The 23,633-nt window shown below is 57.1% G+C and carries 19 protein-coding genes, 1 rRNA gene and 1 riboswitch; of the genes, 10 read left to right on the top strand and 10 right to left on the bottom strand.

The features are described from left to right. Window positions 1-49: 49 nt before the first annotated feature. Window positions 50-874: a formate/nitrite transporter family protein gene (locus F451_RS0106350; protein WP_020680519.1), complete on the bottom strand. Its 825-nt coding sequence runs from the start codon at window positions 872-874 to the stop codon at window positions 50-52. 618 nt (window positions 875-1,492) lie between these two features. Here F451_RS0106350 and F451_RS0106345 point away from each other — a divergent pair. From F451_RS0106345 to F451_RS0106325, 4 genes are all read left to right on the top strand, one after another. Further along, a complete protein-coding gene (locus F451_RS0106345; protein ID WP_020680518.1) occupies window positions 1,493-2,836 on the top strand; it encodes an HD-GYP domain-containing protein in 1,344 nt (447 codons plus the stop codon). Between the two features lie 458 nt (window positions 2,837-3,294). Next, window positions 3,295-5,349, top strand: coding sequence for a TonB-dependent receptor plug domain-containing protein (locus tag F451_RS0106335; RefSeq protein ID WP_083928362.1), 2,055 nt, complete (start codon window positions 3,295-3,297; stop codon window positions 5,347-5,349). 89 nt (window positions 5,350-5,438) lie between these two features. Next, window positions 5,439-6,314: an ABC transporter substrate-binding protein gene (locus F451_RS0106330; RefSeq protein WP_205623977.1), complete on the top strand. Its 876-nt coding sequence runs from the start codon at window positions 5,439-5,441 to the stop codon at window positions 6,312-6,314. Beyond that, window positions 6,311-8,965, top strand: a complete 2,655-nt coding sequence (locus F451_RS0106325) for an ATP-binding protein (RefSeq protein WP_020680514.1) — start codon at window positions 6,311-6,313, stop codon at window positions 8,963-8,965. Before F451_RS0106330 ends, F451_RS0106325 begins: the two co-directional genes overlap by 4 nt. A 27-nt stretch (window positions 8,966-8,992) precedes the next feature. Here the strand turns inward: F451_RS0106325 and F451_RS26605 are convergent, their stop codons facing one another. From F451_RS26605 to F451_RS27600, 3 genes are all read right to left on the bottom strand, one after another. Then, a complete protein-coding gene (locus tag F451_RS26605) occupies window positions 8,993-9,367 on the bottom strand; it encodes a hypothetical protein (protein WP_020680513.1) in 375 nt (124 codons plus the stop codon). A gap of 3 nt (window positions 9,368-9,370) precedes the next feature. Next, the gene (locus F451_RS0106315) at window positions 9,371-9,853 is read right to left on the bottom strand and encodes a DUF2489 domain-containing protein (RefSeq protein ID WP_020680512.1); all 483 of its coding nucleotides are present in this window, start codon (window positions 9,851-9,853) and stop codon (window positions 9,371-9,373) included. A 185-nt stretch (window positions 9,854-10,038) separates the two neighbouring features. Then, window positions 10,039-10,212, bottom strand: coding sequence for a hypothetical protein (locus tag F451_RS27600; RefSeq protein WP_020680511.1), 174 nt, complete (start codon window positions 10,210-10,212; stop codon window positions 10,039-10,041). A 307-nt stretch (window positions 10,213-10,519) separates the two neighbouring features. On the opposite strand from F451_RS27600, the gene F451_RS0106305 reads away from it, so the two are divergent. Then, the gene (locus F451_RS0106305; protein WP_020680510.1) at window positions 10,520-11,197 is read left to right on the top strand and encodes a hypothetical protein; all 678 of its coding nucleotides are present in this window, start codon (window positions 10,520-10,522) and stop codon (window positions 11,195-11,197) included. 225 nt (window positions 11,198-11,422) lie between these two features. Here F451_RS0106305 and F451_RS0106300 read toward each other — a convergent pair whose 3' ends face one another. The 4 genes from F451_RS0106300 to F451_RS0106280 form a co-directional block, all read right to left on the bottom strand. Continuing rightward, window positions 11,423-11,920 (bottom strand): 6,7-dimethyl-8-ribityllumazine synthase, encoded by a 498-nt coding sequence (locus tag F451_RS0106300; protein WP_020680509.1) that lies wholly within the window; start codon window positions 11,918-11,920, stop codon window positions 11,423-11,425. Window positions 11,921-12,062: 142 nt separating this feature from the next. Continuing rightward, window positions 12,063-12,234, bottom strand: a riboswitch (FMN riboswitch). A 142-nt stretch (window positions 12,235-12,376) separates the two neighbouring features. Next, window positions 12,377-13,486, bottom strand: coding sequence for an alanine dehydrogenase (gene ald, locus F451_RS0106290; RefSeq protein WP_026291550.1), 1,110 nt, complete (start codon window positions 13,484-13,486; stop codon window positions 12,377-12,379). A 192-nt stretch (window positions 13,487-13,678) separates the two neighbouring features. After that, window positions 13,679-14,380, bottom strand: coding sequence for a tRNA-uridine aminocarboxypropyltransferase (locus tag F451_RS0106285; protein WP_020680506.1), 702 nt, complete (start codon window positions 14,378-14,380; stop codon window positions 13,679-13,681). Window positions 14,381-14,540: 160 nt separating this feature from the next. Beyond that, entirely contained in the window at window positions 14,541-15,041 is a 501-nt protein-coding gene (locus tag F451_RS0106280) for a hypothetical protein (RefSeq protein ID WP_020680505.1), read from the bottom strand. A 248-nt stretch (window positions 15,042-15,289) separates the two neighbouring features. Here F451_RS0106280 and F451_RS0106275 point away from each other — a divergent pair, with 248 nt between their 5' ends. The 5 genes from F451_RS0106275 to F451_RS0106255 are packed head-to-tail and all read left to right on the top strand — an operon-like array spanning window position 15,290 to window position 21,551. Next, complete coding sequence (locus F451_RS0106275; protein ID WP_020680504.1) at window positions 15,290-16,246, top strand: phosphate/phosphite/phosphonate ABC transporter substrate-binding protein; 957 nt, start codon at window positions 15,290-15,292, stop codon at window positions 16,244-16,246. Window positions 16,247-16,261: 15 nt separating this feature from the next. Next, on the top strand, window positions 16,262-18,325 hold the full coding sequence (locus tag F451_RS0106270) for a putative bifunctional diguanylate cyclase/phosphodiesterase (RefSeq protein WP_020680503.1): 2,064 nt from the start codon (window positions 16,262-16,264) through the stop codon (window positions 18,323-18,325). Between the two features lie 6 nt (window positions 18,326-18,331). After that, window positions 18,332-18,901, top strand: a complete 570-nt coding sequence (locus tag F451_RS0106265) for a hypothetical protein (protein WP_020680502.1) — start codon at window positions 18,332-18,334, stop codon at window positions 18,899-18,901. After that, window positions 18,901-19,977, top strand: a complete 1,077-nt coding sequence (locus F451_RS0106260; protein WP_020680501.1) for a c-type cytochrome — start codon at window positions 18,901-18,903, stop codon at window positions 19,975-19,977. Before F451_RS0106265 ends, F451_RS0106260 begins: the two co-directional genes overlap by 1 nt. Window positions 19,978-19,991: 14 nt before the next feature. Beyond that, window positions 19,992-21,551, top strand: a complete 1,560-nt coding sequence (locus F451_RS0106255; RefSeq protein ID WP_020680500.1) for a SulP family inorganic anion transporter — start codon at window positions 19,992-19,994, stop codon at window positions 21,549-21,551. 54 nt (window positions 21,552-21,605) lie between these two features. Here the strand turns inward: F451_RS0106255 and moaA are convergent, their stop codons facing one another. Together moaA and rrf are read right to left on the bottom strand one after the other, a co-directional pair. After that, a complete protein-coding gene (gene moaA, locus F451_RS0106250) occupies window positions 21,606-22,601 on the bottom strand; it encodes a GTP 3',8-cyclase MoaA (RefSeq protein ID WP_020680499.1) in 996 nt (331 codons plus the stop codon). A gap of 900 nt (window positions 22,602-23,501) precedes the next feature. Then, window positions 23,502-23,617 (bottom strand): 5S ribosomal RNA (gene rrf / locus F451_RS0106240). Window positions 23,618-23,633: the final 16 nt, after the last annotated feature.

Genomic DNA, 23,633 nt, shown 5'->3' with positions numbered 1-23,633 from the left:
GGCATTATCCAACACCCCGGCCACGGGCGTGGCCGGGGCTCAGCGGGCATTAGACAGAGATGGGCTGTACCGCACGCTTTTTGGCGGTGCGCACGTGGGTGGTGTAGAGCGTCAGACCGGTGAAGGCCAGGCCGCCGACCAGGTTACCCAGCGCGGTGGGGATTTCATTCCAGATGAAGTAGTCCATGATGGAGAAATCACCGCCCATGATCATGCTGAACGGAAACAGGAACATGTTAACGACGGAGTGCTCGAAGCCCATGAAGAAGAACAGCATGATCGGCATCCACATCGCCAGTACCTTGCCACTGACATGGGTGGAGATCATCGCGCCGACAACACCCAGGGAAACCATCCAGTTGCACAGCATGCCGCGAATGAAGATGGTGAACCAGCCTTCTATACCGTACTGGGCATAACCCAGGGTACGGGACTCACCAATACCGGATACCTTGGCGGCCACTGCGCCCCCGTCAGTGTTATAACCGTAGGTAAAGACGAAGGACATCATGAAGGCAACGGTCAGCGCGCCGGCAAAATTCCCCAGAAACACCAAACCCCAGTTTCTGAGAATGCTCTTAACGGTAACCCCCGGGCGACGATCCAGCCAGGCCAGCGGCGTCAGCATGAAAACCCCGGTTAGCAGGTCGAAGCCCATCAGGTAGAGCATGCAGAAGCCCACCGGAAACAGGATGGCGCCAATCAGGAAGACACCGGTCTGAACAGCGACGGTAACGGCGAAAACCGCCGCCAATGCCAAAATGGCACCCGCCATATAGGCCCGGATCAACGTATCTCGAGTCGACATGTGAACCTTGGATTCACCCGCATCAACCATTTTTGTTACAAACTCGGACGGAATTAGATAAGCCATATCTATTGCCTCATTCAGCGATAATTTTGTAACTTCAATCCGGTACCGGCCCATTTATGCGCTCACGGCTGTCTGGTATCCCTATTTTCCCCAGACACAAAAAAGCGCCCACAGCCGAGCTGCTGAAGCAGGTCAGTAAGGACGCCGTTGTCCGTAAACTCAGTTTGTAAGGGCCCGGGCCGGCCCAATGACAGTTCCCTAAAAACAGAAAAGCTAAAGCAATAGTCGTGCCCGGCACAGCTTAACGCCGGCACAAGCGGCGAAAGCAGGCGCCCCGCGGCAGCACGGTGCCCTTAAAAGCCGTATGTATTCACTCGCCATGGCTCGACCGGTGCGGTTATAAAGGGCGATCAATGCGCGGGCCGCACCGAAACAGAGCCAGGCGCCGGCACCGGTATACGCAAAACGACGACATCATCGAATTGCACTGCCCTGTGTACACGGCATTAGAAACCGCTAATTCCGTTCAGGAAGAGCCTTTTTAATTGCTGAACGCCCGGGTAATCAGGTTAAAGCGCTAGACTGCCAACCCAAATGGCCAAAAATTGCGTAGGCAACTTGCACGCTGTAAAGCTGCAGTTCCCGTCAGAGGGTCAAGACATGCTCAGTGATTTAAGAATGTCAGAACTTATCAGCGCCCTCAGTCATGCCCTGGATATGACCGAGGGCCAGCCCAAGGGGCACTGTGTGCGCTGCTGCTGGATCGGCATGCATATTGGCCATGAGCTTGGCATGCCGGCTCATGAGCAGTGGGAGCTTTATTACACCCTGTTACTGAAAGACCTGGGCTGCAGCAGCAATGCCGCCCGTATCTGCCAGCTCTATGCCACAGACGACCTCAAATTCAAGCACGACTTCAAGGAAATAGACGGCAGCCTGTCCCAGGTACTGCGTTTCGTCATGCGTCATACCAGGCTTACCGGCGGCCTCGCAGAGCGTTTTCGGGCTCTGCTGACCATTTTGCGCGATGGTTCCGAAATTGCCGATGAACTGATTCAGACCCGCTGCGAACGCGGTGCAGACATCGCAAAAAAGCTGCGCTTCTCTGACGGCGTGGCCGATGGCATAAGAGCGCTGGATGAACATTGGAACGGTAACGGCAAGCCCCAAGGCCTGGCCGGCGACAGTATCCCGCTCTATGCGCGCATCGCCCTGCTGGCCCAGGTGGTGGATGTGTTTCAGGCAAGCGCATCCCCGTCACAGGCACTGAAAGAAGTCCGCCATCGCAGTGGCAGCTGGTTTGACCCGCAAATGGTACAGGCATTTGAACGGGTTTCTGCCCGGGACAACTTCTGGTCACTGCTGCGCGACCCCGATCTGGTGCAAGAAGTACTCAAGCTCGAACCGGCGCAGCATGAAGTCGCACTGGACGAAGACTATCTGGACGAAATTGCGGCCGCCTTTGGCCAGGTGGTCGACTCAAAAAGTCCCTATACCGCGGGCCATAGTGAACGGGTTGCACTCTATACGGACATGATCAGCGAGCAACTGAATGTATCTGAAAATGACCGCCGCTGGCTCAAGCGGGGTGCCCTGCTGCACGATATCGGCAAGCTTGGCGTCAGCAACAGCATCCTGGACAAACCCGGCAAGCTGGATGAGGCTGAATGGGCGTGCGTACGGCAGCATGCGGCCTTCACCGAAGATATTCTGATCCGGATCAATGCCTTTTCGCGGCTGGCCAGAATTGCCGGCGCCCATCACGAGCGCCTGGATGGCAAAGGCTACCCTCGCGGGCTGGCCGCGGCACAAATCAGTCTGGAAACCCGCATTATCACCACCGCCGATATTTTTGACGCCATCACCGCCGATCGCCCCTACCGCGGTCCCATCCCCATCCCTGCGGCACTGGCAATCATGGAGGCAGAGATCGGCAGCGCCATCGATGCCGACTGCTTTTACGCCCTGAAAGCCGCATTGCAGCTGTTACAGCACGAAACAAGCATCGCCGAAGCGCTCTAGCAGGCGACGGAAAAGCGTTGGCGAAAGAAACCAAGGAACGCTGTACCATTGAGCCTTCCTTGGAAAAAATGGCCCAATGCGAACCCCACCTCTTCCCCTTCGAAGCCTCCAGCATGTCCGCGCACCTGCGCCCGTTCCTTCTCGCTAAAGAGCATCCGGGGTGATGCACAAACAGGCACAGAGCCTATTCGTCCGCCGGGTTAACCCTGGCCAATACCAGTCACACCTTCATCGTCTCGCAAATGCAGCTCACATAGGCTGCTTACAGGGATTGTGGTACGTTAACTAAACTTTTTCACGTTGCCGTCAACGGGACGGGGCCATGCTTGACTGGATACTGACGACCAATGGTTTCATTCTGGAAGCGCTGCTATTGGTTGCAGTACTGATCTATGTCGGCACTCGGATCTGATCCACAACGCTGAAAGCCAATTTACCGACAACAACGAATAGTCACCATGATTACCACTAAATCACGCTTGAAGTCGGGTCGCGCAGCCTTGATGTTGCTGACTCTGACCCCGTTTTGCGCCATTGCCGATGAGCAGGATACGGTGATGTTCAGCGAATCCGATTTCTATGCGGTGATTCCTGAGGTGGTTTCGGCGACCCGCATTACCCAGAAGCTGACGGAGGCACCGGCCTCTATCAGCCTGATTGACCGCGACATGATCCGCGCCTCCGGCGCCATTACCATTCCGGACCTGTTGCGACTGGTGCCCGGTTTTCAGGTATTTCATGTCAATGCGAACAAGTTTGGCGCAACCTACCATGGCGTGAGCGATGACTTCCCCCGCCGCCTTGAGGTCATGGTGGATGGCCGCTCCATCTATTTGCCGCTGTTGTCCACGGTCGACTGGAACTCCCTGGGGCTCAGTCTCGATGATATTGAGCGTATCGAAGTGGTACGGGGTTCCAACGTGCCCGCGTATGGCTCCAATGCCTTCCTGGGCGCCATCAATATTGTCACCCGCTCGCCCTACAGCGAAAGCGGCGCCTCGCTCAAGGTACTGGGGGGCTCCCAGGACACCCGTCGCGTGGAAGGTCGTTTCAGCGTGCCCGCGGGTAATGCCCAGCTCAGGGTAACCGCAGGCCATGACCAGAACGACGGCAGCAACCGGTTTCAGGACGGCGCACGCAGCGAGTACCTCAACCTGAGCAGCACTCTGGCCCCCACGCTGGCCGACACCCTGCTGATGCAGGCCGGATTCAGCAAGGGCTACGCCGACCGCGGTGATATGGATGACACCGACAAGCCCGTTGTCGCGCGAGACCACCAGTCGAATTACCAGTACCTGCGCTGGAGCCATATCAGCGACAGCTCCCGCGAAACCCAGCTGGCGGCCTACCACAACTACCTTAACCTCTCGACACCGGTCGCCACCGTAGCCGAGCTGGTGCAGTATGAAGGCCTGCCCGCCGACTTTGCCGAAGCCTTACTGTTACAGAACCCGCAGTTTCGACTGGACAACGAGGACGGCAAAACGGAACTGTACGATATCGAGCTGCAGCAAACCCAGTACTGGATTCCGAACCGGGCCACCTTTCTCTGGGGGCTGGGCTACCGTTACGAGAGCGCACAAAGCGACGTTTTGCTACAGGAGCAGGGGCGCATCAATGAGGACCGCTGGCGCCTGTTCGGCAATCTGGAGCTGCAGCCCGCCGACGCCCTCACCTTCAACCTCGGTGCCATGGCCGAGCGCAGCACCACCAGCGCCGACAGCACGAAAATCTCCCCCCGGGTTGCCCTGAACTACAGGCCCGATGAGCAGTCCGTTATCCGCACGGCCTACAGCCGGGCGTACCGCATGCCCTCGCTGCTGGACAAGAACAATCAATCGTTCATCTACGACACAAGCGGCGATGTCTGGGATGTCGTCGTCATACCGAATTCAGACATAGGCCCGGAGCGCATCCTCACCTCGGAAGTCGGCTATTATCGAGCCTTCCAGGATATTGCCGGGCATGTCGACGTACGGATCTTTGTCGAAGATGTGGAAAGAGCCATCAACAGCTACCGCGACTTCACCGATGATCTGGACAACCGCCTGCGCTATAGTGCCAACTCCACGTCCTGGCGCAACCACGGCGCCGAGTTGCAACTGCGCCTGCAGCCAATCGAGCAGTTTTGGCTACTACTGAATTACAGCTACATCAACACCACTGACTTTCTGCAGGATGAAGGCCCCGCCAAAAAAGGTCTGGTGCGGGCGCATGCCCCACAGACACCGCTGCATACGGCCTCCATGCTGATGAACTACAATTTCGCGCCAGGCTGGGATCTCAGCCTGGCGCAGTACTACGTGGATGAAGTGAAGTGGGATGAAGGCGGTTACCGGAGCAGATACAACCGTACAGACCTGCGCCTGGCCAGGGAATGGGATCTGCCGGCCAGTCAGCGCCTGTCGGGGGCACTGATTGTTCAGAACCTGCTGGGCAACGAATTTTCTGAATTTTACCAGTATAGTGAGTTCGATCAGCGGACTTATCTGCAAGTGCAACTCGAATTCTGATCACCGAGCGACGCGAACGGAAACGCTGAATGCAGGCATCGGATAAATCATACAGGCGGTACCCATACCTCTGGCGATCGGGGCAGCTGTTGCTGGCGCTGTTAATGTTGCTCAGCGGCACCGTCGCTGCCGCCTCGCCGCTGGTGTTGATGAGTGAAAACAGCGCACTCTATCAGCTCGTTGCCGACGAGATCAGGCGAAGTTACAAGCAGCCCATACAGCTGTACAGTGCAGACAGCGCACCATCCCAGGCGCGGCTCGACGAGGGACTCAATATTGCCATCGGCGCCAGAGCATGCGAACAGCTGCTGCAACACAGCGGCAATGCCGACCTGATCTGCACCTTTATTCCGAGTACCACCTTTCAATCCCTGTCCTCACTCTACAGCAACGGGCAACGCCGCCTGAGCGCGGTGTATCTGGACCAGCCGCTGCAACGCCAGTTGCGTCTCGCACGCCTCCTGGCGCCCGATGCAAAAAGTATCGGTACCATGTTTGGCCCCTTTTCTTCACAGTCCAAGAGTCTGTTTGACCTGACGGCTCTGACGGAACACCTGACACCGGTGTCCATCACACTGGACGATTCAGACAACCCGATCGAGCGACTGAAACCACTTATCCAGCAAAGCGACGTCTTCCTTGCCTTGCCAGATCGCGCGTTGTTCAACCGCGCGACCGCCAAATGGCTGCTGTACATCACCCTGCAGCAAAAGGTGCCGGTCATCGGTTTTTCCAAAACCTATGTCGAAGCCGGTGCCCTGGCCGCCGTCTATTCCACGCCGGCCCAGATCGGCCGGCAGACCGGAGAGCTGCTGCGCGAACTGGACCTGTCACAGCCATTGCCGCAACCGGCCTACCCGAAATATTTTAATGTCAGCAGCAATCCGATCGTGGCCCGCACCCTGGAGCTGCCTGAACCCGACAACAGCGCCCTGCATCAACGGCTGGAGGAAGGTGCAGAATGAAGCGCCAGTTTAAAACCCTCGGTATCCGCCAGCGCGTTCTGATGATCTCGTTGCTGCCGATGGTACTCTTCGCCCTCGTGCTGGGGGGCTATTTCATCAGTACCCGAATTGATGACACCCAGCATTCACTGCTCGAGCGCGGCCAGTCCATCAGCCGACTGCTGGCATCCGCGTCGGAGTTCGGCCTCATGCTCGGCAACCACGAGCTACTGCGCAATCTTGGCAAGGGCATGAGCCAGGAGCCTGATGTTGCCGACGTCGCTTTCCTGAACAGCCAGTTTGAACTGATTACCCGCTCCCGGGCTTTCGAGCTCAAGCTAAAGCCGCAGGGGCCCTTCGTCTACCAGGACAACAATCACTGGTATTTTGCCCAACCGGTAAGGGTCACCGGCATCTCCTTTCAGGACTTTCCCGAATACCCGGATGCCCAGGATCGCCTGGATACCATTGGCTGGGTCATCGTCATTCTGTCAGATGAACAGACACGCACCCGTCAGCGCAGCATCCTGATTACCGGATTGTTGCTCATGATAGGCACCTTCGGCATTACCGCCGTCATTGCCCATCGGTTTGGCCAACGCATCACGCAACCCATACAGGGACTCAGTCATGTTATCGAACGCCTGCAGGACGGCCAGCTCAATACCCGCGCCGAAGTATCCCTGACCGGCGAACTGCGCACACTTGCCCGTGGCGTCAACCGCATGGCGGCGCGTATCCAGGAATCCAACGCCATGATGGAAACCAAGGTCGAGACCACCACCAAGCGTCTGCGCGCCACCTTGAACCATCTGGAGACAAAAAACCACGAGCTGGAGCTGGCCCGCGTCAAGGCCGACACCGCCAACCGTGCCAAGGATGAATTTCTGGCACGCATGAGCCATGAACTGCGCACCCCCATGACCTCGGTACTGGGGTTCGCGCGCCTGCTAAACGACACCGATGCCAACGAAGAACAGCGCGAATACACGCGCATCATCAACCAGACATCCACGGTCCTGCTCAGCATCATCGACGATATACTCGACCTCTCCAAGCTCGAGTCCGATGCCATAAAACTCGAAAAGATACCGCTGAACCTTGAGGAACTGCTACTCGACGTTTTGGAAATGCAGGCGCCGCTGGCACACAACAAGGGCCTGGAACTCATTCTGCACTACGCTCCCGGGACACCCGATACCGTGCTGGGTGACCCAACCCGATTGCGCCAGATCCTCACCAACCTGGTTGCCAACGCCATCAAGTTCACCGAAAAAGGCGAGGTCCAGGTATTTGTGGAGGCCGAGATTCTTGGCCCGCACCAGAGCCTGCTGAAATTCAGGGTTCAGGATTCAGGCATTGGCATTGCAGAAGACCAGAAAGACAAGCTATTCAAGGCCTTTACGCAGGCCGACACCTCAATCACCCGTCGTTTCGGCGGTTCGGGCCTGGGCCTGGTCATTACCCAGAAGCTGACCAGCCTGATGGACGGCAAAATCACCCTCAGCAGCGAGCTCAACCGGGGTACCGAAATCAGCCTGGACATCCCCTTTACCACCGGCACATCCGTTACCCAGCCCCGACCGGCAGCACAGTCCGACAGCACGCGTATCCTGTTGTACGAGCCACACCCGGACATGCGCAAGTCGCTCCAGACGCTGCTGTCGCGCCTGCACATTCAGGCCGACATCGCATTGAGCTTTGACGAATTTTGCCAGCGGGCCAGGCAGTACGACAGCCTGATCTGGGGGGAAAGCCCGGCCAGCAACGCCGAGCAGTTCAAGACACGGCTGCAACGCCTGCGGCAGAACTGCAGCGCGCGCCTGATTATCCTGTGTTCCAGCGGCATCAGCGCGCTGCAACCGGATGACAACACGCTGATCGTGCACAAGCCGGTACGCCCCCACAATTTGCTTCGGGCGCTGAATATGAAAGCCCGCGAGGCACAGGATAAAACCACCAGCGAGGTACTGGTCGACAACGATTTTGATGTGCTCATTGCCGAAGACAACGAATTGAACCGCCTGCTGATCATGAAGGTGCTCGGCCGCGCCGGCATCCGCTCAAGGCAATCCAGCAGCGGGCTGGAAGTACTGGCAGAAGTCAAACAAAAGGTTCCGGATCTGATCCTGATGGATGTTCACATGCCCCAGATGGACGGCATCGAAGCGACCCGACGCCTGCGCATGGCCTACCCGAACCTGCCCATTATCGCGCTGACAGCGAATGTGGTGCCGCGAGAGCACAAGGCACTGCAGGATGCCGGTATCACCAAGATTATGTTCAAGCCCATCAATGAAGCCAAGCTGCTCGAGGCAGTGAAGCGCCACTGCAGCCGCCTTTACGAAACGCCTGCACCGCACGCCCCTGCAGACCACGACTCCGCCGCCCCCCTGCTAAGTCATGCCGAAATACAGCAGGAAATACAGCGCCAGCTGGATGCTTGCCAGCAGGCCTTTTTAGCCAGGGACACAACCCGAATGCGTCATCATGCCCACCAGTTGCTGGGCATCAGCGGGCTCTGCAACTGGCCAGAACTCGAGGCCCTGACCGCCGAGTTCCACCAGTGTGTAAACAGGGGCAAATCACTACGTGAGCTATGGCAATCTCTCTGGCGCCTGCAACGGCTCAGTAAACAGCCCATTCCGCCACCTGATACACATTCGGTATAACGCACGGCAGAATCAGCTGCTCCGGCATCAGAATTCGCGGTACACCGGATCCTTGGCAATCAGCTGCTGCAGGTCTGCAACAATAACACGCAACCGGCTTCGGCCGGCGCGGTCGAACAGGTGCCCATCGACGCCCTCTCCGGCCGCGGGCGTGTTTTCGTCGCCCTCGTGCAGCACAAGGCAACGCAACCGTACTTCTTCGAGCTCCGGATCATGCCGCAAGGGCATGCCAACGAACAGATCCCAGCGCTGGCGCGTTGTAGTGCCATCAAGCACACCCTGCAGCAGGGCCAGCACCTCGGCCCTGGACGGGCGATAGGTCGGCGCACGTCCAAAATACAGCGCCGCGGCCATCAGACAAAGAAGCACCAGCGTCACGCCAAATGCCGCCAGGAAAACCACCTGTCAGTGCATCCGGTCGAGTGGATATTCGTGTAGCTTGGCGGCCGCCAGCAACAGCGCAGCCCGATTCTCCTGCTCCAGCCGGTCCATTTCGTGCCTGTAACGCCGCTGCTGCGAGCGCTCCAGCGACTTCCACTCTTTCAGATAGGGAATGTGCCGCGTAGCCTCGTAGTGCACCGATATGATTGTGAAGTCGGGATTATGATGCAGCTCCGGCATCAGGTTATCCAGCAGTACCTTCAAACGGATGCAGCCTTCGGTCAGGGTCATTTTTTCATCTTCAGACATGGCTCGGGAGATCACCCGAATACTGTCGATCAGATACTGGCGCTGCTCCCGCGCCTTTTTTTCCGCCTGACGCTGCAGTTCTGCTCGCTTGCGCTTTTGCTGGCGGAGTGCGCGCACATGAACGACGATATACCAGGACAATGCCACTATGATTACCAGGCCCAGCACCGTCGCCCAAAACATCAAACTGTCACTCATCAGCCACTACCACCTTGCCATTGACGCTATTAATCCACGCAGCCCATTATCCATATTCGGCATTCGAAACCCAGCCCGCAGCAATAGCACCCATGCGGCTCTGTGTTAAAAAGCGCCCGCAAAAAAGCCCGTTACTGAGAGATAACAGGCTTTAACATGAGAGGTAGCAGTATGGCTTGCCATCTTTATCCAGCGATGCCGACAAAGTCGCAATGGGGCACCGTAGCTTCAGACGGCTTCTTGTACATTGACTGCATACGGGCATTACGCTGCTCGCGAACCTGAGCCAAAAGCTGTACGCCAAGTTGACTCGGAGTCTGCTGGGATAATTCCAACCGTACGCTCAGATTTGCACTCATGTTCAGGCCTCCTGCGGTTTTGGCTATTCTAACTGGCAGACCCCCTAACGAAGGCAGTGGAGCCAGTATAGGCAATACCCTATAGCATGTAATGGAATAGAATATTCCTTGTTTAGCCCTTAAAAGAATATAAATACAGCCTCAACGCCACGCCCGGGTGCGCGCAAGACCGGCTGGCTCCAACTATTCAGGAATGCTGGCGCTACGCCCCGCAGACTCCGCCCCCTATAGTTAACCGGTCTGCGACACTTGGCCGTTTCCTGTCCCGCCGACAGCTTAATTATTGTGATCCATAAAGAGCTTCGCCATGAATGCCATGAATCCCGCGCCTCAGGCGCCCTACGCCACCATACTGCAGTACTGGCGCCAACCTCACCCTGCGTTCACCTCGGGTCAGGATGCCCGCAGCAGCGAAAACGCGTTGTTGGTACTGATGTATGGCAGTCTCGAAAAGGCTGCACGTTTTGGCTGGCTCAATGCTGGCCGTACCCTGATTGACAAGACTTACCTGCGCATTCTCTGGGCAACACAGGGGCTGGAATCCGCCGGCACCAGCTTCGATGAACTGGCCGCACGGCTGGACAGCTTTATACGCACAGAATTGAAACCCCGCTGGGACGACCTGGACAAGCTGGAACATGAAGAACGCCATCAACTCACCCTGCACCTGGTGGAACAAATGCAAACACAGGTGTTCCAGAGTTCGGAGCGCCTGCATTGCACCACTTGGCTCCTGTTCTTCCTGTGCCCACAGCTACCTGTTTTTCCATATGCTATTACCCGTAGGGCCAGCTCCGACTACAGGGCCTGGCACCCTGAGTGCCGCCAACGTCTGATAAACCTGATACCCCGGTTCTGTAACAAAACGCCCGCATCATGCCACGGCAGCGCGCAGGAACAGCAGGCTGTCACCCGCCTGCTGGCACAGGGCGACTGGTGGCCAAGGCGCATGCTGGCACAACAGATGAGAAACGCTGTAGCTTAGGCCATGCACGTGTAAAGCAAGCGCTCCGATCATCTCCGGCGAAAGCTAGCCCTTTTTCAGCACCTGCGGGTGCTGTTTTTTTGCATTAAAGTCATTCGGCCACCACCACGCCAGACCGGAACGGCCCAAGCCAAGGCACTACGCGCCATGTCTGGCGCGCCTTAATAAAAGCCCGGGGTCTGCATCAGAACCCGGGCTCTGTTCGAGCAGCGGAAGTGAGTGGAATTAACGCTCAGTGAGGCAACGGATGTTCTGCAGGTTTTCCATTGTGCTCAGGCAGGCCTGGGCAACTTCGGTACCCTTGCTGCTGAAATGACGATAGAAAAAATCCTGATGCGTGCCGTGCTCATGGAAGTGGTGCGGTGTCAGTACGGCAGAGAGCACCGGAACTTCGGTATCCAGCTGTACTTGCATAAGACCTTCGATAACGGCCTGGGCAACAAATTCATGCCGATAAATACCGCCATCGACAACGAAGCCTGCGGCAACAATGGCACCGTAGCGGCCACTTCTGGCAAGCAGCTTGGCCTGCAGTGGAATCTCATAGGCTCCGGCCACGGTGAAGGTATCCACTTGCGAAGCGGCAAGGCCCTGGGTTTCACATTCTGCGATAAAGGCCTCTCGGGCCTGACCGACGATGTCGCTGTGCCACTGGGCCTGAATAAAGGCAACGCGCTGGGCGCGGGTCTCATTGCTGAGTTTTGGGGGGTACGTCTGATTCATGGTTGTCCTCGTTGATAGTCACCAGAATCAGGGCATGCGGAACCTGGGTGTATCCAAAAACGTACCCTCGACATCACTTTGCAGCGTGCCACAGTACTTTTCGAACACATCCGTGCCACTGACGATCATCGTCAGTCGCTGGAACCGTTCTCTTTCATCCGGACTATTACCGTCGGCTTCGGAGTTGCACCGAATCTGCTGACCCCGGCCTGCCAATCATCCCATCGGATGCCGACATTGCCGGGCGCTCGCGGGCTTGGCAACGCATCGCCTTTACCGCCGGTGGGGACTTGCACCCCGCCCTGAGAACACATAATTGCTGCGAACCGTTCGCAACAAGCCCGCTATCTTAAGCGCACCGCGAACGGATGCCAAGCCCCGCCGGCAACCCTCACTGACCAGCGGCAGGCAAGCGCCCGAACGAGTGTTCAGGCGGTTTCGGACCAGCGGTATTGTTTACGTTGCCACATAAGGAACAAAATCCTTTCCTAGGGCCTCGGCAACTTCCTTGCAGGTCACCTGTCCTGCATGAATATTGAGGCCATGGGCCAGATGCACATCCCGCCGCATCGCTTCCTCCCATCCCAGTTCTGCCAACTCCAGAATATGCGGCAAGGTGGCGTTATTCAGTGCCAGGGTGGAGGTTCGCGCCACGGCTCCCGGCATGTTGGCAACGCAGTAATGCACAACGTCATCAACGATATAGGTAGGGTTCTGATGCGTTGTGGCATGGGAGGTTTCGAAGCAGCCACCCTGATCAATCGCCACATCCACAATCGCGGAGCCCGGCTTCATGCGCCTAACCATTGCAGCGGTGACAAGTTTTGGGGCCGCTGCGCCCGGAATCAGCACCCCCCCAATCACCAGGTCCGCCGAGAGCACATGCTCCTCCACTGCCGCCTTGCTCGAGTGGACAGTACGTACCTGGGTGCCAAATTCGGATATCAGTCGGCGCAGTACATCGACGGATCGATCCAGTACAACAACCTGGGCCCCCAGGCCAATGGCCATGCGCGCCGCATTCGTGCCCACCACGCCCCCCCCGATAATGACCACCTTGGCCGACTCGACCCCCGGTACCCCCCCAAGCAACATGCCACATCCACCGTGGGACTTTTCAAGACAGGCCGCACCTGCCTGAATCGACATGCGACCTGCCACTTCCGACATCGGCGCCAACAATGGCAGGCCGCCGCGCTCGGAGGTCACCGTCTCGTAGGCGATGCAGGTGGCACCGCTGGCCAGCAAATCATCGGTCTGCGCCAGGTCCGGCGCCAGATGAAGATACGTAAACAGCACCTGTCCCGCCCGCAGTTGCTTGCGCTCCACTGCCTGCGGTTCCTTGACCTTGACCACCATCTCGGCCTTGGCAAAGACATCCGCCGCAGTCGCCGCAATCGTGGCGCCGGCGGCGACATAATCATCATCGGCAAAGCCAATGCCGGCACCCGCCTGGGTTTCAACCAGTACCTGATGACCATGTGAGGTCAGTTCGTGCACGCTTGCCGGAACCATGCCCACGCGGTACTCGTTGTTCTTAATCTCTTTTGGGACTCCGATTAGCATTGTCAGCACTCCCGTGGTTCTTTTTTGGTTCGGCTGCGAGATCAAACCCGGTGGGCTCTCTGCTATGTGGCACCTGTCATCAAAGGCTGAGTATCTCAACTCAGCCTGCTTGTAGATTAGGAGGAAATTGCGCTCACAGGTAGAACTCACCGGCGCACTGGCGTTGCCCAAGACGCGCGAGCGACCGATCCGTCAAGGAATGGAAACTTGCGCCCGCGCTTGAGCCAGACGCGCCTTGGGCGCCGAGAGATCAGTCATGGGACGCTTGCGGCGCGAAGCATGATAGTACTCATTGAATACCTCGAAATAGGCATCCAGCACCTCAGCGCTTTGTGTGTCGCCTATCTGCTCCAGCAATGCCGCCGCCACTTCGCAGGTACACAGATGATGGTCCTCAGCCTGAGTTCGCAGATCGTAGCGCGTTTGCCGTAGCGTCCTGGGTTCAATCACAGGTACCTGATCCAGATAACGACTGTGACGGAACATTCGCCGTGCCTGGCGCCAGGTACCATCGAGGATGATAAACACCGGCTCACGGCCCTCTTTGGGCTCAAACTCAACCATGCGCTGGTCATAATCCGGTGCCGCCGGGAAGACCAGATAGGGATCAAGTTCCGGGCTGGCAAGCTGTTCCAGCAAGTCGGGCTCAGGCTCGGTCCGGCTCCACTGAAAGGTACGGGAATGGGCAATGGTATCCAGAATCAGCCGGCCAGTATTGGTTGGTTTGTAAACTTCATTGCGGTGTGTCAGCAACCAGAAGCGTGCCTGTGCCTGAAGTTTAACGCGGTATTCACAGATGCAGCGCACCTGTGGCATCAGGCAGTGTTCGCAGCGGGTGACTCTCGAACCGCGGGCAACAAAGGGCTTACGCAGCGGCGCAGACAGAAAGGACATAAAAGCAACCGACTCGTGTACTGGCAGGGATCAGGGTGCGAATCATACCGCGAGCAGGGAAGACATGCACAGCCGGCACGGTCACCCCCGCCATGTCCGGTGACAGACATCTCTGTATCGACGGGAATAGCAGGCAGTGATAAGTTTGTATGGAGGAAGACTACTGCAGAGTCTGGCTGGTTTGAGCCCGGGTATCAAACAGCTGCGCGGGCGCGCCCCAGTCCAAAGACTGGCAACCACGATGAATCAGATGCAGAACCTGATGCAGCTCGGCGTAAGTGAGCACACTCGAGGCAATGGCATGCTCGTTATCCCCGGCAAAAAAGTTCAACTTGTAACGCCCGTCGCGAAAGCTGGCGTCAAGCCTGTGCAGCACTACCGCCTGTGCCTTCGTCTGCAGGGGCGCCTCATGCACCTGCAATGCCTCACGGGCCTGTTCATGCTCAAACTGGGCGATGGCTTCGCGATGTTCCAGCGGACTTCGACTGACCTGTTTAGAGGTCTGGCTAATCAGCTGCTCCGCCGCTCCCAGAATGCGCAGGCACAGGCGTCGTGTCAGCCAGAAATCTATCCTCTGCTGACCATTGCTCATATTGCCGATCAGCCGAATGCGATCCTCGCTCTGATCGTACTGAAAGGTAAAAGATCCAATATTTGTCATAATCCCACCCTACCCCCATCTTTACGAAGGGGTCAACATCAGTCACCTGAGGACTTCAGTCTCTTCCGTTTAAGGCCAAAAGCGACCGTCGCCAACTACCGACAAGCGAGGCTGCCATGCATCGCCACATGTTACAAAGAACACAATAAATTCAATATGTTATATATTGATGTTTGACAGGATTCCAGCACCTACTCTAGTATCGATGCGATCCAAACAAACGTATGAATCACGCAGGAGGCAACAGGATGTCAGATCGGTACGCTTATACCTGCGCATCCAGCCCGTCGCCACTGCCCTTCAAGCGCCATCCAAAGCACAGCTCAGCCATTATTATTCGATGGGCTGGCATCTTTATGCTGTTGCTCGCAAGCGTGCTCGCCGACGCCCTGACACTGGCCCCCAGAGCCGCAACCCTTGAGCCGCTGACACTGGGCGTACTGCCAAGGCGCAACGCCACTCTTACGACGGAACTGTTTGCCCCTCTGGTGAATTACCTGAGCACATCACTTGGACGCGACGTACAGCTGGTAGCATCGAAAGATTTTGAATCCTTTCATCAGGATGTCGAGGATGGCCGTTTCGATATAGTGCACTACAACCAGTATCACTATGTGCACTCATCCGCTCAGTACCGCGTCATTGCACATAACGAGGAGTTCGGCCGCAGCACCGTGGCCGGCGCGCTCTACGTGAAGAAGGACAGCGGTATCACGCGGGTCGAACAGTTACGCGGCAAGATGATTATTTTTGGCGGTGGTAAAGATGCCATGATGAGTTATATCCTGCCGCAGTACCTGTTGCTGCAAGCCGGGCTGCAGCCCGGCGACTATCAGGCCGTTTTTGCCAAAAGCCCACCCAACTCACTGATCGCACTGTACTATGACCAGGCCCAGGCCAGTGGCGCCGGCGATATCCTGATCGACCTGAAGATCGTCAAAGACAGCGTGGACACCAGCCAGCTGACGCACCTCGCCATCACCGAGCAGTTGCTGCATCTGCCATGGGCCGTTCTGCGCACCATGCCCGAAGACGAGGCGACACGGATTCAGACCTTGCTCACCGATCTTGGGGCCAGCCCGGAAGGCCAGGCCATTCTCAAGCAGGCCCAAATGACCGGCATCGGAATTGCCAATGACGAGAGTTATGCCCCCCACAGGCGTATCATCGAACAGGTCATGCCGCCCAGACAGGTTCGTCACTGACGACGGAGCCACCACGTGCGTTTAACCTCCAAGTTTATTCTCATTGTCAGCGGCATCCTATCGGTGACACTCGCACTCAATACCTACTATTTTATCCACAGTCAGAATCAGCTGCTGGAGCAACAACTTAATGAGCGCGGACGGGTACTTGGGCATCTCATCGCCCTGATCAGCCCAGAAGCCATGCTGAGCTTCGATTTCCTGACCCTTAACGAATATGCCCGTGAAGTCTCTCGCCAGCGTGATGTCGTCTACGGCGTCATCGTTAATGACAAGGGCATCCCGCTGACATCCTATTTCAATCGCCAGGACCCCCACGTACTGGATGCACTGCAGTCTCTCGAACTGGATCAAGACACGGCTCCGCTGACACCGCCGAAAACCGCGCGGCTGGTCACACGTCTGTCTTCCAGCGTGTACGACCTGCTGCCCATGGAATTCCCGATCAGCCACGGAGACCGCCCGCTGGGGCAGCTCAAGGTGGGTATCAGTCGTGAACAACTGCATTCCCGGATCCAAAGCCAGCTGTTTATTCAGGGTTCGATATACAGCCTGATCATCCTGTTCCTGTGCAGTGCCATCTTCTGGGTTTTCCGCTACAAGGTCATGGGCCCGGTCAATAGCCTGATGGCAGCCTCCCGCAATGTAAGCCTCGGCGAGCTGGAGGAGGTGGTCGTAACATCGCGGGACGAACTTGGCAGTCTGGCAGAGACGTTCAACACCATGATTCATGCCATCCGTGAGGAGCAGGAGAAGCTGCATTACCAGGCCAACTATGATGCGCTGACGTCACTGCCCAACCGCATGATGGCCATCGAACGGCTCGACCACGAATTACGCACAGCCAGACGCCATAACGAGCTGATCGCGGTTATCTTCATCGACCTCGACAACTTCAAGATGGTCAACGACACCATGGGCCATGCTGCGGGCGATCAGTTACTGATGACTATCGGCTCCCGGCTCTCGTCGCAACTTCGGGATGTTGATACCCTGGCCCGCCTGGGCGGCGACGAATTTCTGGTGCTGCTACCGCGCGTAAAGAATCTTGATGAGGTCAAGCTGATCGCGACCCGACTGCTGGAAGTCACCTCCGAACGCCTGCTGCTGCAAAGCCGCGAAGTCATCGTGCACTGCAGTATCGGTATCGCGCTCTATCCGGATGATGGCTCCTGCGCCGAAGAACTCATGGCCAACGCCGACAATGCCATGTATCAGGCCAAGGCGCCCGGCCAACTGCCGATCTGCTTTTTCACCCAGGAAATGAACCTGCGCGTGCGCGAACGTCTGCAGCTCGAGCAGGACCTGCACCTGGCGCTTGAACGGGGTGAACTGGAGGTCTATTTTCAACCGATTTTTCGGGCCGACCAGTGTCGGCCCATTGGGGCTGAAGTCCTGCTGCGCTGGCGGCATCCGCAAAACGGCATTATCAGCCCGGCAACCTTTATCCCCCTGGCCGAGTCCACGGGGCTCATCGTTCCCATTGGCGACTGGGTACTGGCGCAAGCCACGTCCCTGCTAAGGCACTGGCTGGATCTGGACCTATCCCCCGGCACTCTGGCGATCAACATATCCCGCCTGCAACTGCAGGAGCGGCTGATTTCGGTCATTCGCGACCTGATAACTCAACACCGCATTCCGGCGCACATGCTCGAACTGGAAATGACGGAAAACATTCTGCTCGATGATCACGTCCAGGTCAGCGAAACGCTGAATCAGCTACAGACCATGGGGCTCAAGCTCAGTCTGGACGACTTTGGCACCGGCTACTCATCCCTGAGCTACCTGCGACGCTTTTCGTTTGATGCTCTCAAGATAGACCGAAGCTTTATTCAGGGTTTGCCGCAGGATGAGGACGGTTGTGCTCTTATCGGCGCCATCGTGGTGATGGCCCACCGACTGGGGCTGCGCGTGGTCGCTGAAGGCGTGGAAACCATCGAGCAGCGTAACTTCCTTCACCAGCAGGGTTGTGATTTCCTGCAGGGCTATCTGCTTGCCCGCCCCATGACGGCCAGTGCCTATCAGGCAACACTGCCCCACAGTGTCACCAGGCGATTAAGCAATGACCAGGAGATATAAGTCAGCATGCAACAATCCGCCCTTTCGCCTGCAGTATTGCGCGCCAGAGCGGCTCGCAAAGAGACGCTGAGTGCTGCGGTTCGACCGCTGTTATGTACCGCAATTCTGTTACTGTTTGTGCTCTGGGCACACCTGGGCTCGGGGTTGACGACCTTTGTCCACCAGACACACACGGAAGCCGGCTGGGAATCCTTTCGCCAGACCTACCAGGTCGACCGCTTTGGCGAGGATGGTTATTTTGTTCGAGCAGTGCAAAATGGCTACAACCTGACTCAGCATACGCCTGAATATGCTTGGCGATTTACTCGAAAATCAGCCACCGATAGCAACAACAGCTGCAGCAGCTGCCACAGCAATGAAGATCTGGCCTACGCCCTGGTCAACGGCGACCGTTTCGTACCGGAGCTAAACCGACGTATCTCATTCGAGGAAAGCGTGATGCGCTGTTATGTGAAACACCTGGATGGTTTTATTCCGACGATTTACGATCCGGCGGTACGAGACGTGCGGATCTTTGCCCGCATGGTGGCTCATCACCTCCAGCTTGGCGAAGGCACTTTGCGAGACGCGCCCTGATGCACCTGTCTGCCGGAGCAATAAACGGACTCAAGATAACGCTGCTGCTCGCTCTGCTGGCCGGCCTGTACGGTATCGCCCAGGGGTATCACAACGAACGGGCTGAAATACGCCGAAGCACAGTAGCACTGACGCCGGGGTGTCAGGCCAAGCTGAAAGGCTACGGGCTCCGTGCCGGCGATTACTACATCTCGCCCTACATTCAGCAAAAAACCGGCCAGTCGGTGGTGAAGCAGGGTTACAGCCCCGAGGACGTACGTGCAATCGAGCGGGGCTGCAATATCATTGACGACCTGCAAGGCCAGCATGCAGAGGATAACCGGCTGGAGCGCTGGAACTCGACCCGTTTTGTGCGCGGAAACCAGACCAGCTGCGATCACTGTCATCAGGGCATTGGCGACAAGCAAGGCAGCGATGGCACACCCCAGACAGGTTCTCTGAGCCTGGGGGCTTCCTGGGTCATGGCGGATATGTATGACCGTTTTACCGGCATCCTGCTGCCCTTTGAATTGCGCCAGATGCAGTGCTTTATCAATTCCTCCAATGGCTACAAGCCCAATATCGCCGATGACCTGATCAGTGATGTCACCGCCTATAGCCGTTTTCTGTCGGCTGCACTGGATCTGCGCATCGGTAACCGCTACCCCGAACAGGGCATCGACGAAGTCACCGCGTCCATGACCGACAAGCGCGGCGACGACTATGTACGTGGTCAGTCACTGTTCCGGGAAAAGTGCGCCACCTGTCACGGACAGCAGGGCCTGGGTACCGTAGTGAACGACCAGGTTCTGTTTCCCGCCGTGGCGGGACCCAACGCATTTAACCTGCAGTCACGTAACAACTTTTCCTTCGTATCCACCATCCTGCCGGGCTTTATCTGCCGCAATATGCCCCTCGGCCAGGAGGGTACGCTCGCCCCCCAGGAGTGCCGTGATATCGCCTTTTATATCAGCAACCTGCCAAGGCCTGCCGGAGACAAGCAGGGCCCCCTCGCCGCAGCCTGGCAGCAGGTGATGATGTTTGTCATGCCCCCCCTGGTGGCCGCCGTTGAAAACTTTCACGCCAACAAGCCCTAATCCTAGGATCAAACATGCACGCCTCCCTGATGACCCGTGGAAAAGACTACGCAATAGGCAATAGCCTGCTGGTGGGGCTTACCCTGGCGATAGTGGTACTGCCACAGGCCATCGCCTTTTCCACCACCCTGGCTGGACTCCCCCCCTACTTCGGCATCTATGCAGCGATCTGGGGCGTACTGTTCACAGCCCTGCTTAATCCGTCAAAGGTGTTCCATGGCGGCCCGAACAGCGCTATGTCGGCGGTGATTGGCGTCACCCTCCTGCCCGTGGCGCCGCAATTTGGCAACGACTATATTGGCTATGCCCTCAGCCTTATACTGATGGCTGGCGTGTTCCAGCTGCTTTTCCTGCTGATACCGGCCCTCGGGCGCATGCTGGACTTTCTCAGCGAGCCCGTGATCAATGGAATGATCTGCGGTATCGGTCTGTTCCTGATCTTCAAATCGTTTGCAGGCTTTGCCGGACTGCCGATCAATACCGAGGTGGAATGGCCGCTGTGGATTGCCTGGCAGACTTTCCTCGCTGTGCTCGAAATCGGCAATATGCATGCCATCCACATCGGTCTGGTAACCCTGGTTGTCACCATAGTGGCACGACAATTCAAGCCCATTCGCAATGCCGCCATTCTGTTGGGGATAATCGCCGGCACCCTGTTGTCAGAGTATCTCAATAGCCGCTACGGACTGGAAAACACCCTGATCGAGCAGACCGCCGACATGTCCGCCATCGGCTTCGTCTTTCCATCCATCCCACTCTTTACCCAGGAGGCCATGCCCGACCTGATCAGCATTATTCCCGGCGCCATCACCCTGGCATTGCTGGGGCTGTTCCAGACGGTCGCCGCCATGCGCCGCATGAATCGCAAACAGGGTCATTACATCAGCGCGCGCCATGGCATCTTCGCCGACAGTATCAGCAACTGTCTGCTGCCCTTTATTTCTTCGCTGCCGACCTGTGCCTCGTTCAATCGCATGTGGCTGATGCATTCCATGGGGGCGGTCAGCCGACTGGCCGCCGTGTTTTCAGGCCTGATATTACTGCTACTGATACTGTTTTTATCCGACCTGATCGCGATTATTCCGATCCCCGCCATGGCGGCCACCATAATGATCGTTGGCGCCAACATGATTAAGTGGTCAGACATCAAGCCACACTTCCACAACTTGCCCGAAGCTATCGTGTTTTCAGCGTCCTTCATATCGGTGCATGTATTCGGGCTGTTTGGCGCAGTAATCTGCGGCTCGCTGCTGGCGCTTGCATACGCAAAATGGGAAAAGGCCCATCCCAACGTATCCCTCAAGGGTAATATTCTGCGTATCCAGGGAAATATCTATTATGGTTCGCTGCCCGTGATCGAATCCTTGTTTCACAGGGCGTTGAACCAGACGGATGAACTGGTGGTGGATTTCTCTGCCGTACACCACATAGACCCGGAGGGCGTACGCTGGCTGGCGGAAGTCAGGAAAAATGAAAAGGTTCGCTTCATGGACAGGCGCAGCGGTATCGACCGCCGCACTGGCAAGCGAGTCAAGCACAGCAAGGCTGACAGACGGCAGCGTCGAGTCCTCTGACAGACCATGCGCTGCAACGCATAGGTATCAGAGCGTAACTAATAAATAGGCTGTTCAGCCGCCGGTCATGTTCATGAACCGGACTATCTGTACCTCGCCCTCATTGCTGAAATGATGACGCTCGGGCTTGTGCTGAATCGCCTCGACGATGCCCGCCTTGAGGCGCTCGACATCACCGGGGTAGCGGCGCAACAGCGCCTTGAGATCGAGTGAGTCTTCGTTGCCCAGACACAATAGCAAACGACCTTCCACCGTCACACGTACCCGGTTACAGTCACCGCAAAAGTTATGGCTATGGGGCGAGATAAAACCGATACGGCTTTGGCTGTCCGCCATGCGCCAGTATTTTGAGGGCCCGCCGCTGGACTCGGTTGTTGGCAACAGCGGATAGTCCTGCTCAATCAGCGCCCGTACATCATCACTGGAACAGAATGTCTCGGCGCGATCATGTTCGGATATCTGCCCCAGGGGCATTTCCTCGATAAAGCTGATATCCAGCGAGCGGTCCCGGGCATAGCTCACCAGGTCGCGCACTTCATCGTCGTTACGCCCCTTGAGTACCACGGCATTGAGCTTGATACGCTCAAAGCCCGCTTCCCGTGCCGCCTCTATTCCATCCAGCACCTGCTCGAGACGTCCGGTACGGGTAAGCCGCAGGAAACGATCCGGCTGCAGACTGTCCAGGCTGATGTTCAGGCGGTTGACACCGGCATCCGCCAATTGTCGGGCATAGCGGCGCAACTGCGAGCCATTGGTGGTGACGCAGAACTCACGCAGGCCTTGCAGCGTGCCGATACCATCAAACAGACGAATAACGTCACGCCGAACCAGCGGCTCACCCCCCGTAAGGCGAATCTTGTGAACACCCAGCTCGGTAAAGGCCTGGGCAATGCTCTGAATTTCCTCCAGCGTCAGCACCTGCTGACGCGGCAGGAAGGTCATGTCTTCGCCCATGCAATAGACGCAACGAAAGTCACAGCGGTCCGTTACCGACATCCGTACATAGGTGATCTGGCGCCCGAAGGGATCGATCAGTTGGTCAGTCGCCACTTAAAACCTCACTCACTCTTATTCTGCTTCAGCCTGGCCAAAAAGTAGGCACGATGGGCTTAACATATCATGTTGTATACATTCTGTCCGGCCTAAAAGCGACATTTGACAGAGCCAGAAGGCGACGTCGCCTTGTACTCGCAACGTACAGGGGAACTGATCACACAAGCTCGCCCGGTCAGGCTTCGCTGAATAGCCCGTGCGGGTCGGCCATCGACCGCGCCCGCGAGAAGACATGCCTCGCTCCCAGTCAGTACCAGCCAACTAAACAAGTCTTCGTACAAGGATCCGTTTAGGAGTTTTTCCTATGGCGAGCGAGTGAAGATCGACCATACTTGGTCCTGTGCAAGGGTTCAGAGGGATCTGATGGCGATGGATGACCGCCAGTACCGGCAAGGAGCGCCAGCAACATCCTGCACAGATGCCCCCAAATCCAAGGATGGTGCGGGGGCTCTTACCTGCCTTACAGACGGCGTCTTCCAGCCACATCGAGCCTCCAACCGATACGGGCCAAAGCGGGATTAAATGCCCCCTTGCGACGCTTACGCCAATACACCATTTAGCTCTGCACTTATTCGATGCTTTTTCATGGCCCCATGCGGAAAACCCCGGCCTCAATGAGACCGGGGTTTACGTAATTAAATGCGTGTCTATGATCGACCCGGTATGCCCCTCGAGCACTCACAATGCACGACCCCGGGCGATACCGCGTTGACGTTGCAAGGATGCACTAATTCCGCAGGAGCAGGGATGCTCAGGAGCGGTCGCGCACGACCGCCGCGTCGGATAAAGCGCGGATAGGATCAGGCGGCTCTTTGCCTTCACTTTCTGCAACGATTTTTTCCATTGCACAGACAAAAACGCCCCGACCGAAGGTCGAGGCGTTTTCGTTGAATAAATGCTTGGCGATGACCTACTCTCACATGGGGAAACCCCACACTACCATCGGCGATACCGCGTTTCACTACTGAGTTCGGGATGGGATCAGGTGGTTCCACAGCTCTATTGTCGCCAAGCAAAACTTGTACAATA

This window comes from Marinobacterium rhizophilum DSM 18822, assembly GCF_000378045.1.
Classification (GTDB): Bacteria; Pseudomonadota; Gammaproteobacteria; order Pseudomonadales; family Balneatricaceae; genus Marinobacterium_A; species Marinobacterium_A rhizophilum.
The sequence above is the reverse complement of the archived record's forward strand: the minus strand, read 5'-3'. Positions and strand labels throughout refer to the sequence as shown.

Coding starts and splice junctions, on each gene's coding strand:
- F451_RS0106275 (WP_020680504.1), top strand. CDS start 15,290: ATGTCAGATCGGTACGCTTATACCTGCGCATCCAGCCCGTCGCCACTG.
- F451_RS0106265 (WP_020680502.1), top strand. CDS start 18,332: ATGCAACAATCCGCCCTTTCGCCTGCAGTATTGCGCGCCAGAGCGGCT.
- F451_RS0106285 (WP_020680506.1), bottom strand. CDS start 14,380: ATGTCCTTTCTGTCTGCGCCGCTGCGTAAGCCCTTTGTTGCCCGCGGT.
- F451_RS0106300 (WP_020680509.1), bottom strand. CDS start 11,920: ATGAATCAGACGTACCCCCCAAAACTCAGCAATGAGACCCGCGCCCAG.
- F451_RS0106315 (WP_020680512.1), bottom strand. CDS start 9,853: ATGAGTGACAGTTTGATGTTTTGGGCGACGGTGCTGGGCCTGGTAATC.
- F451_RS27600 (WP_020680511.1), bottom strand. CDS start 10,212: ATGAGTGCAAATCTGAGCGTACGGTTGGAATTATCCCAGCAGACTCCG.
- F451_RS0106280 (WP_020680505.1), bottom strand. CDS start 15,041: ATGACAAATATTGGATCTTTTACCTTTCAGTACGATCAGAGCGAGGAT.
- F451_RS0106350 (WP_020680519.1), bottom strand. CDS start 874: ATGGCTTATCTAATTCCGTCCGAGTTTGTAACAAAAATGGTTGATGCG.
- F451_RS0106345 (WP_020680518.1), top strand. CDS start 1,493: ATGTCAGAACTTATCAGCGCCCTCAGTCATGCCCTGGATATGACCGAG.
- ald (WP_026291550.1), bottom strand. CDS start 13,486: ATGCTAATCGGAGTCCCAAAAGAGATTAAGAACAACGAGTACCGCGTG.
- F451_RS0106325 (WP_020680514.1), top strand. CDS start 6,311: ATGAAGCGCCAGTTTAAAACCCTCGGTATCCGCCAGCGCGTTCTGATG.
- F451_RS0106335 (WP_083928362.1), top strand. CDS start 3,295: ATGATTACCACTAAATCACGCTTGAAGTCGGGTCGCGCAGCCTTGATG.
- F451_RS0106260 (WP_020680501.1), top strand. CDS start 18,901: ATGCACCTGTCTGCCGGAGCAATAAACGGACTCAAGATAACGCTGCTG.
- F451_RS0106305 (WP_020680510.1), top strand. CDS start 10,520: ATGAATGCCATGAATCCCGCGCCTCAGGCGCCCTACGCCACCATACTG.
- F451_RS0106255 (WP_020680500.1), top strand. CDS start 19,992: ATGCACGCCTCCCTGATGACCCGTGGAAAAGACTACGCAATAGGCAAT.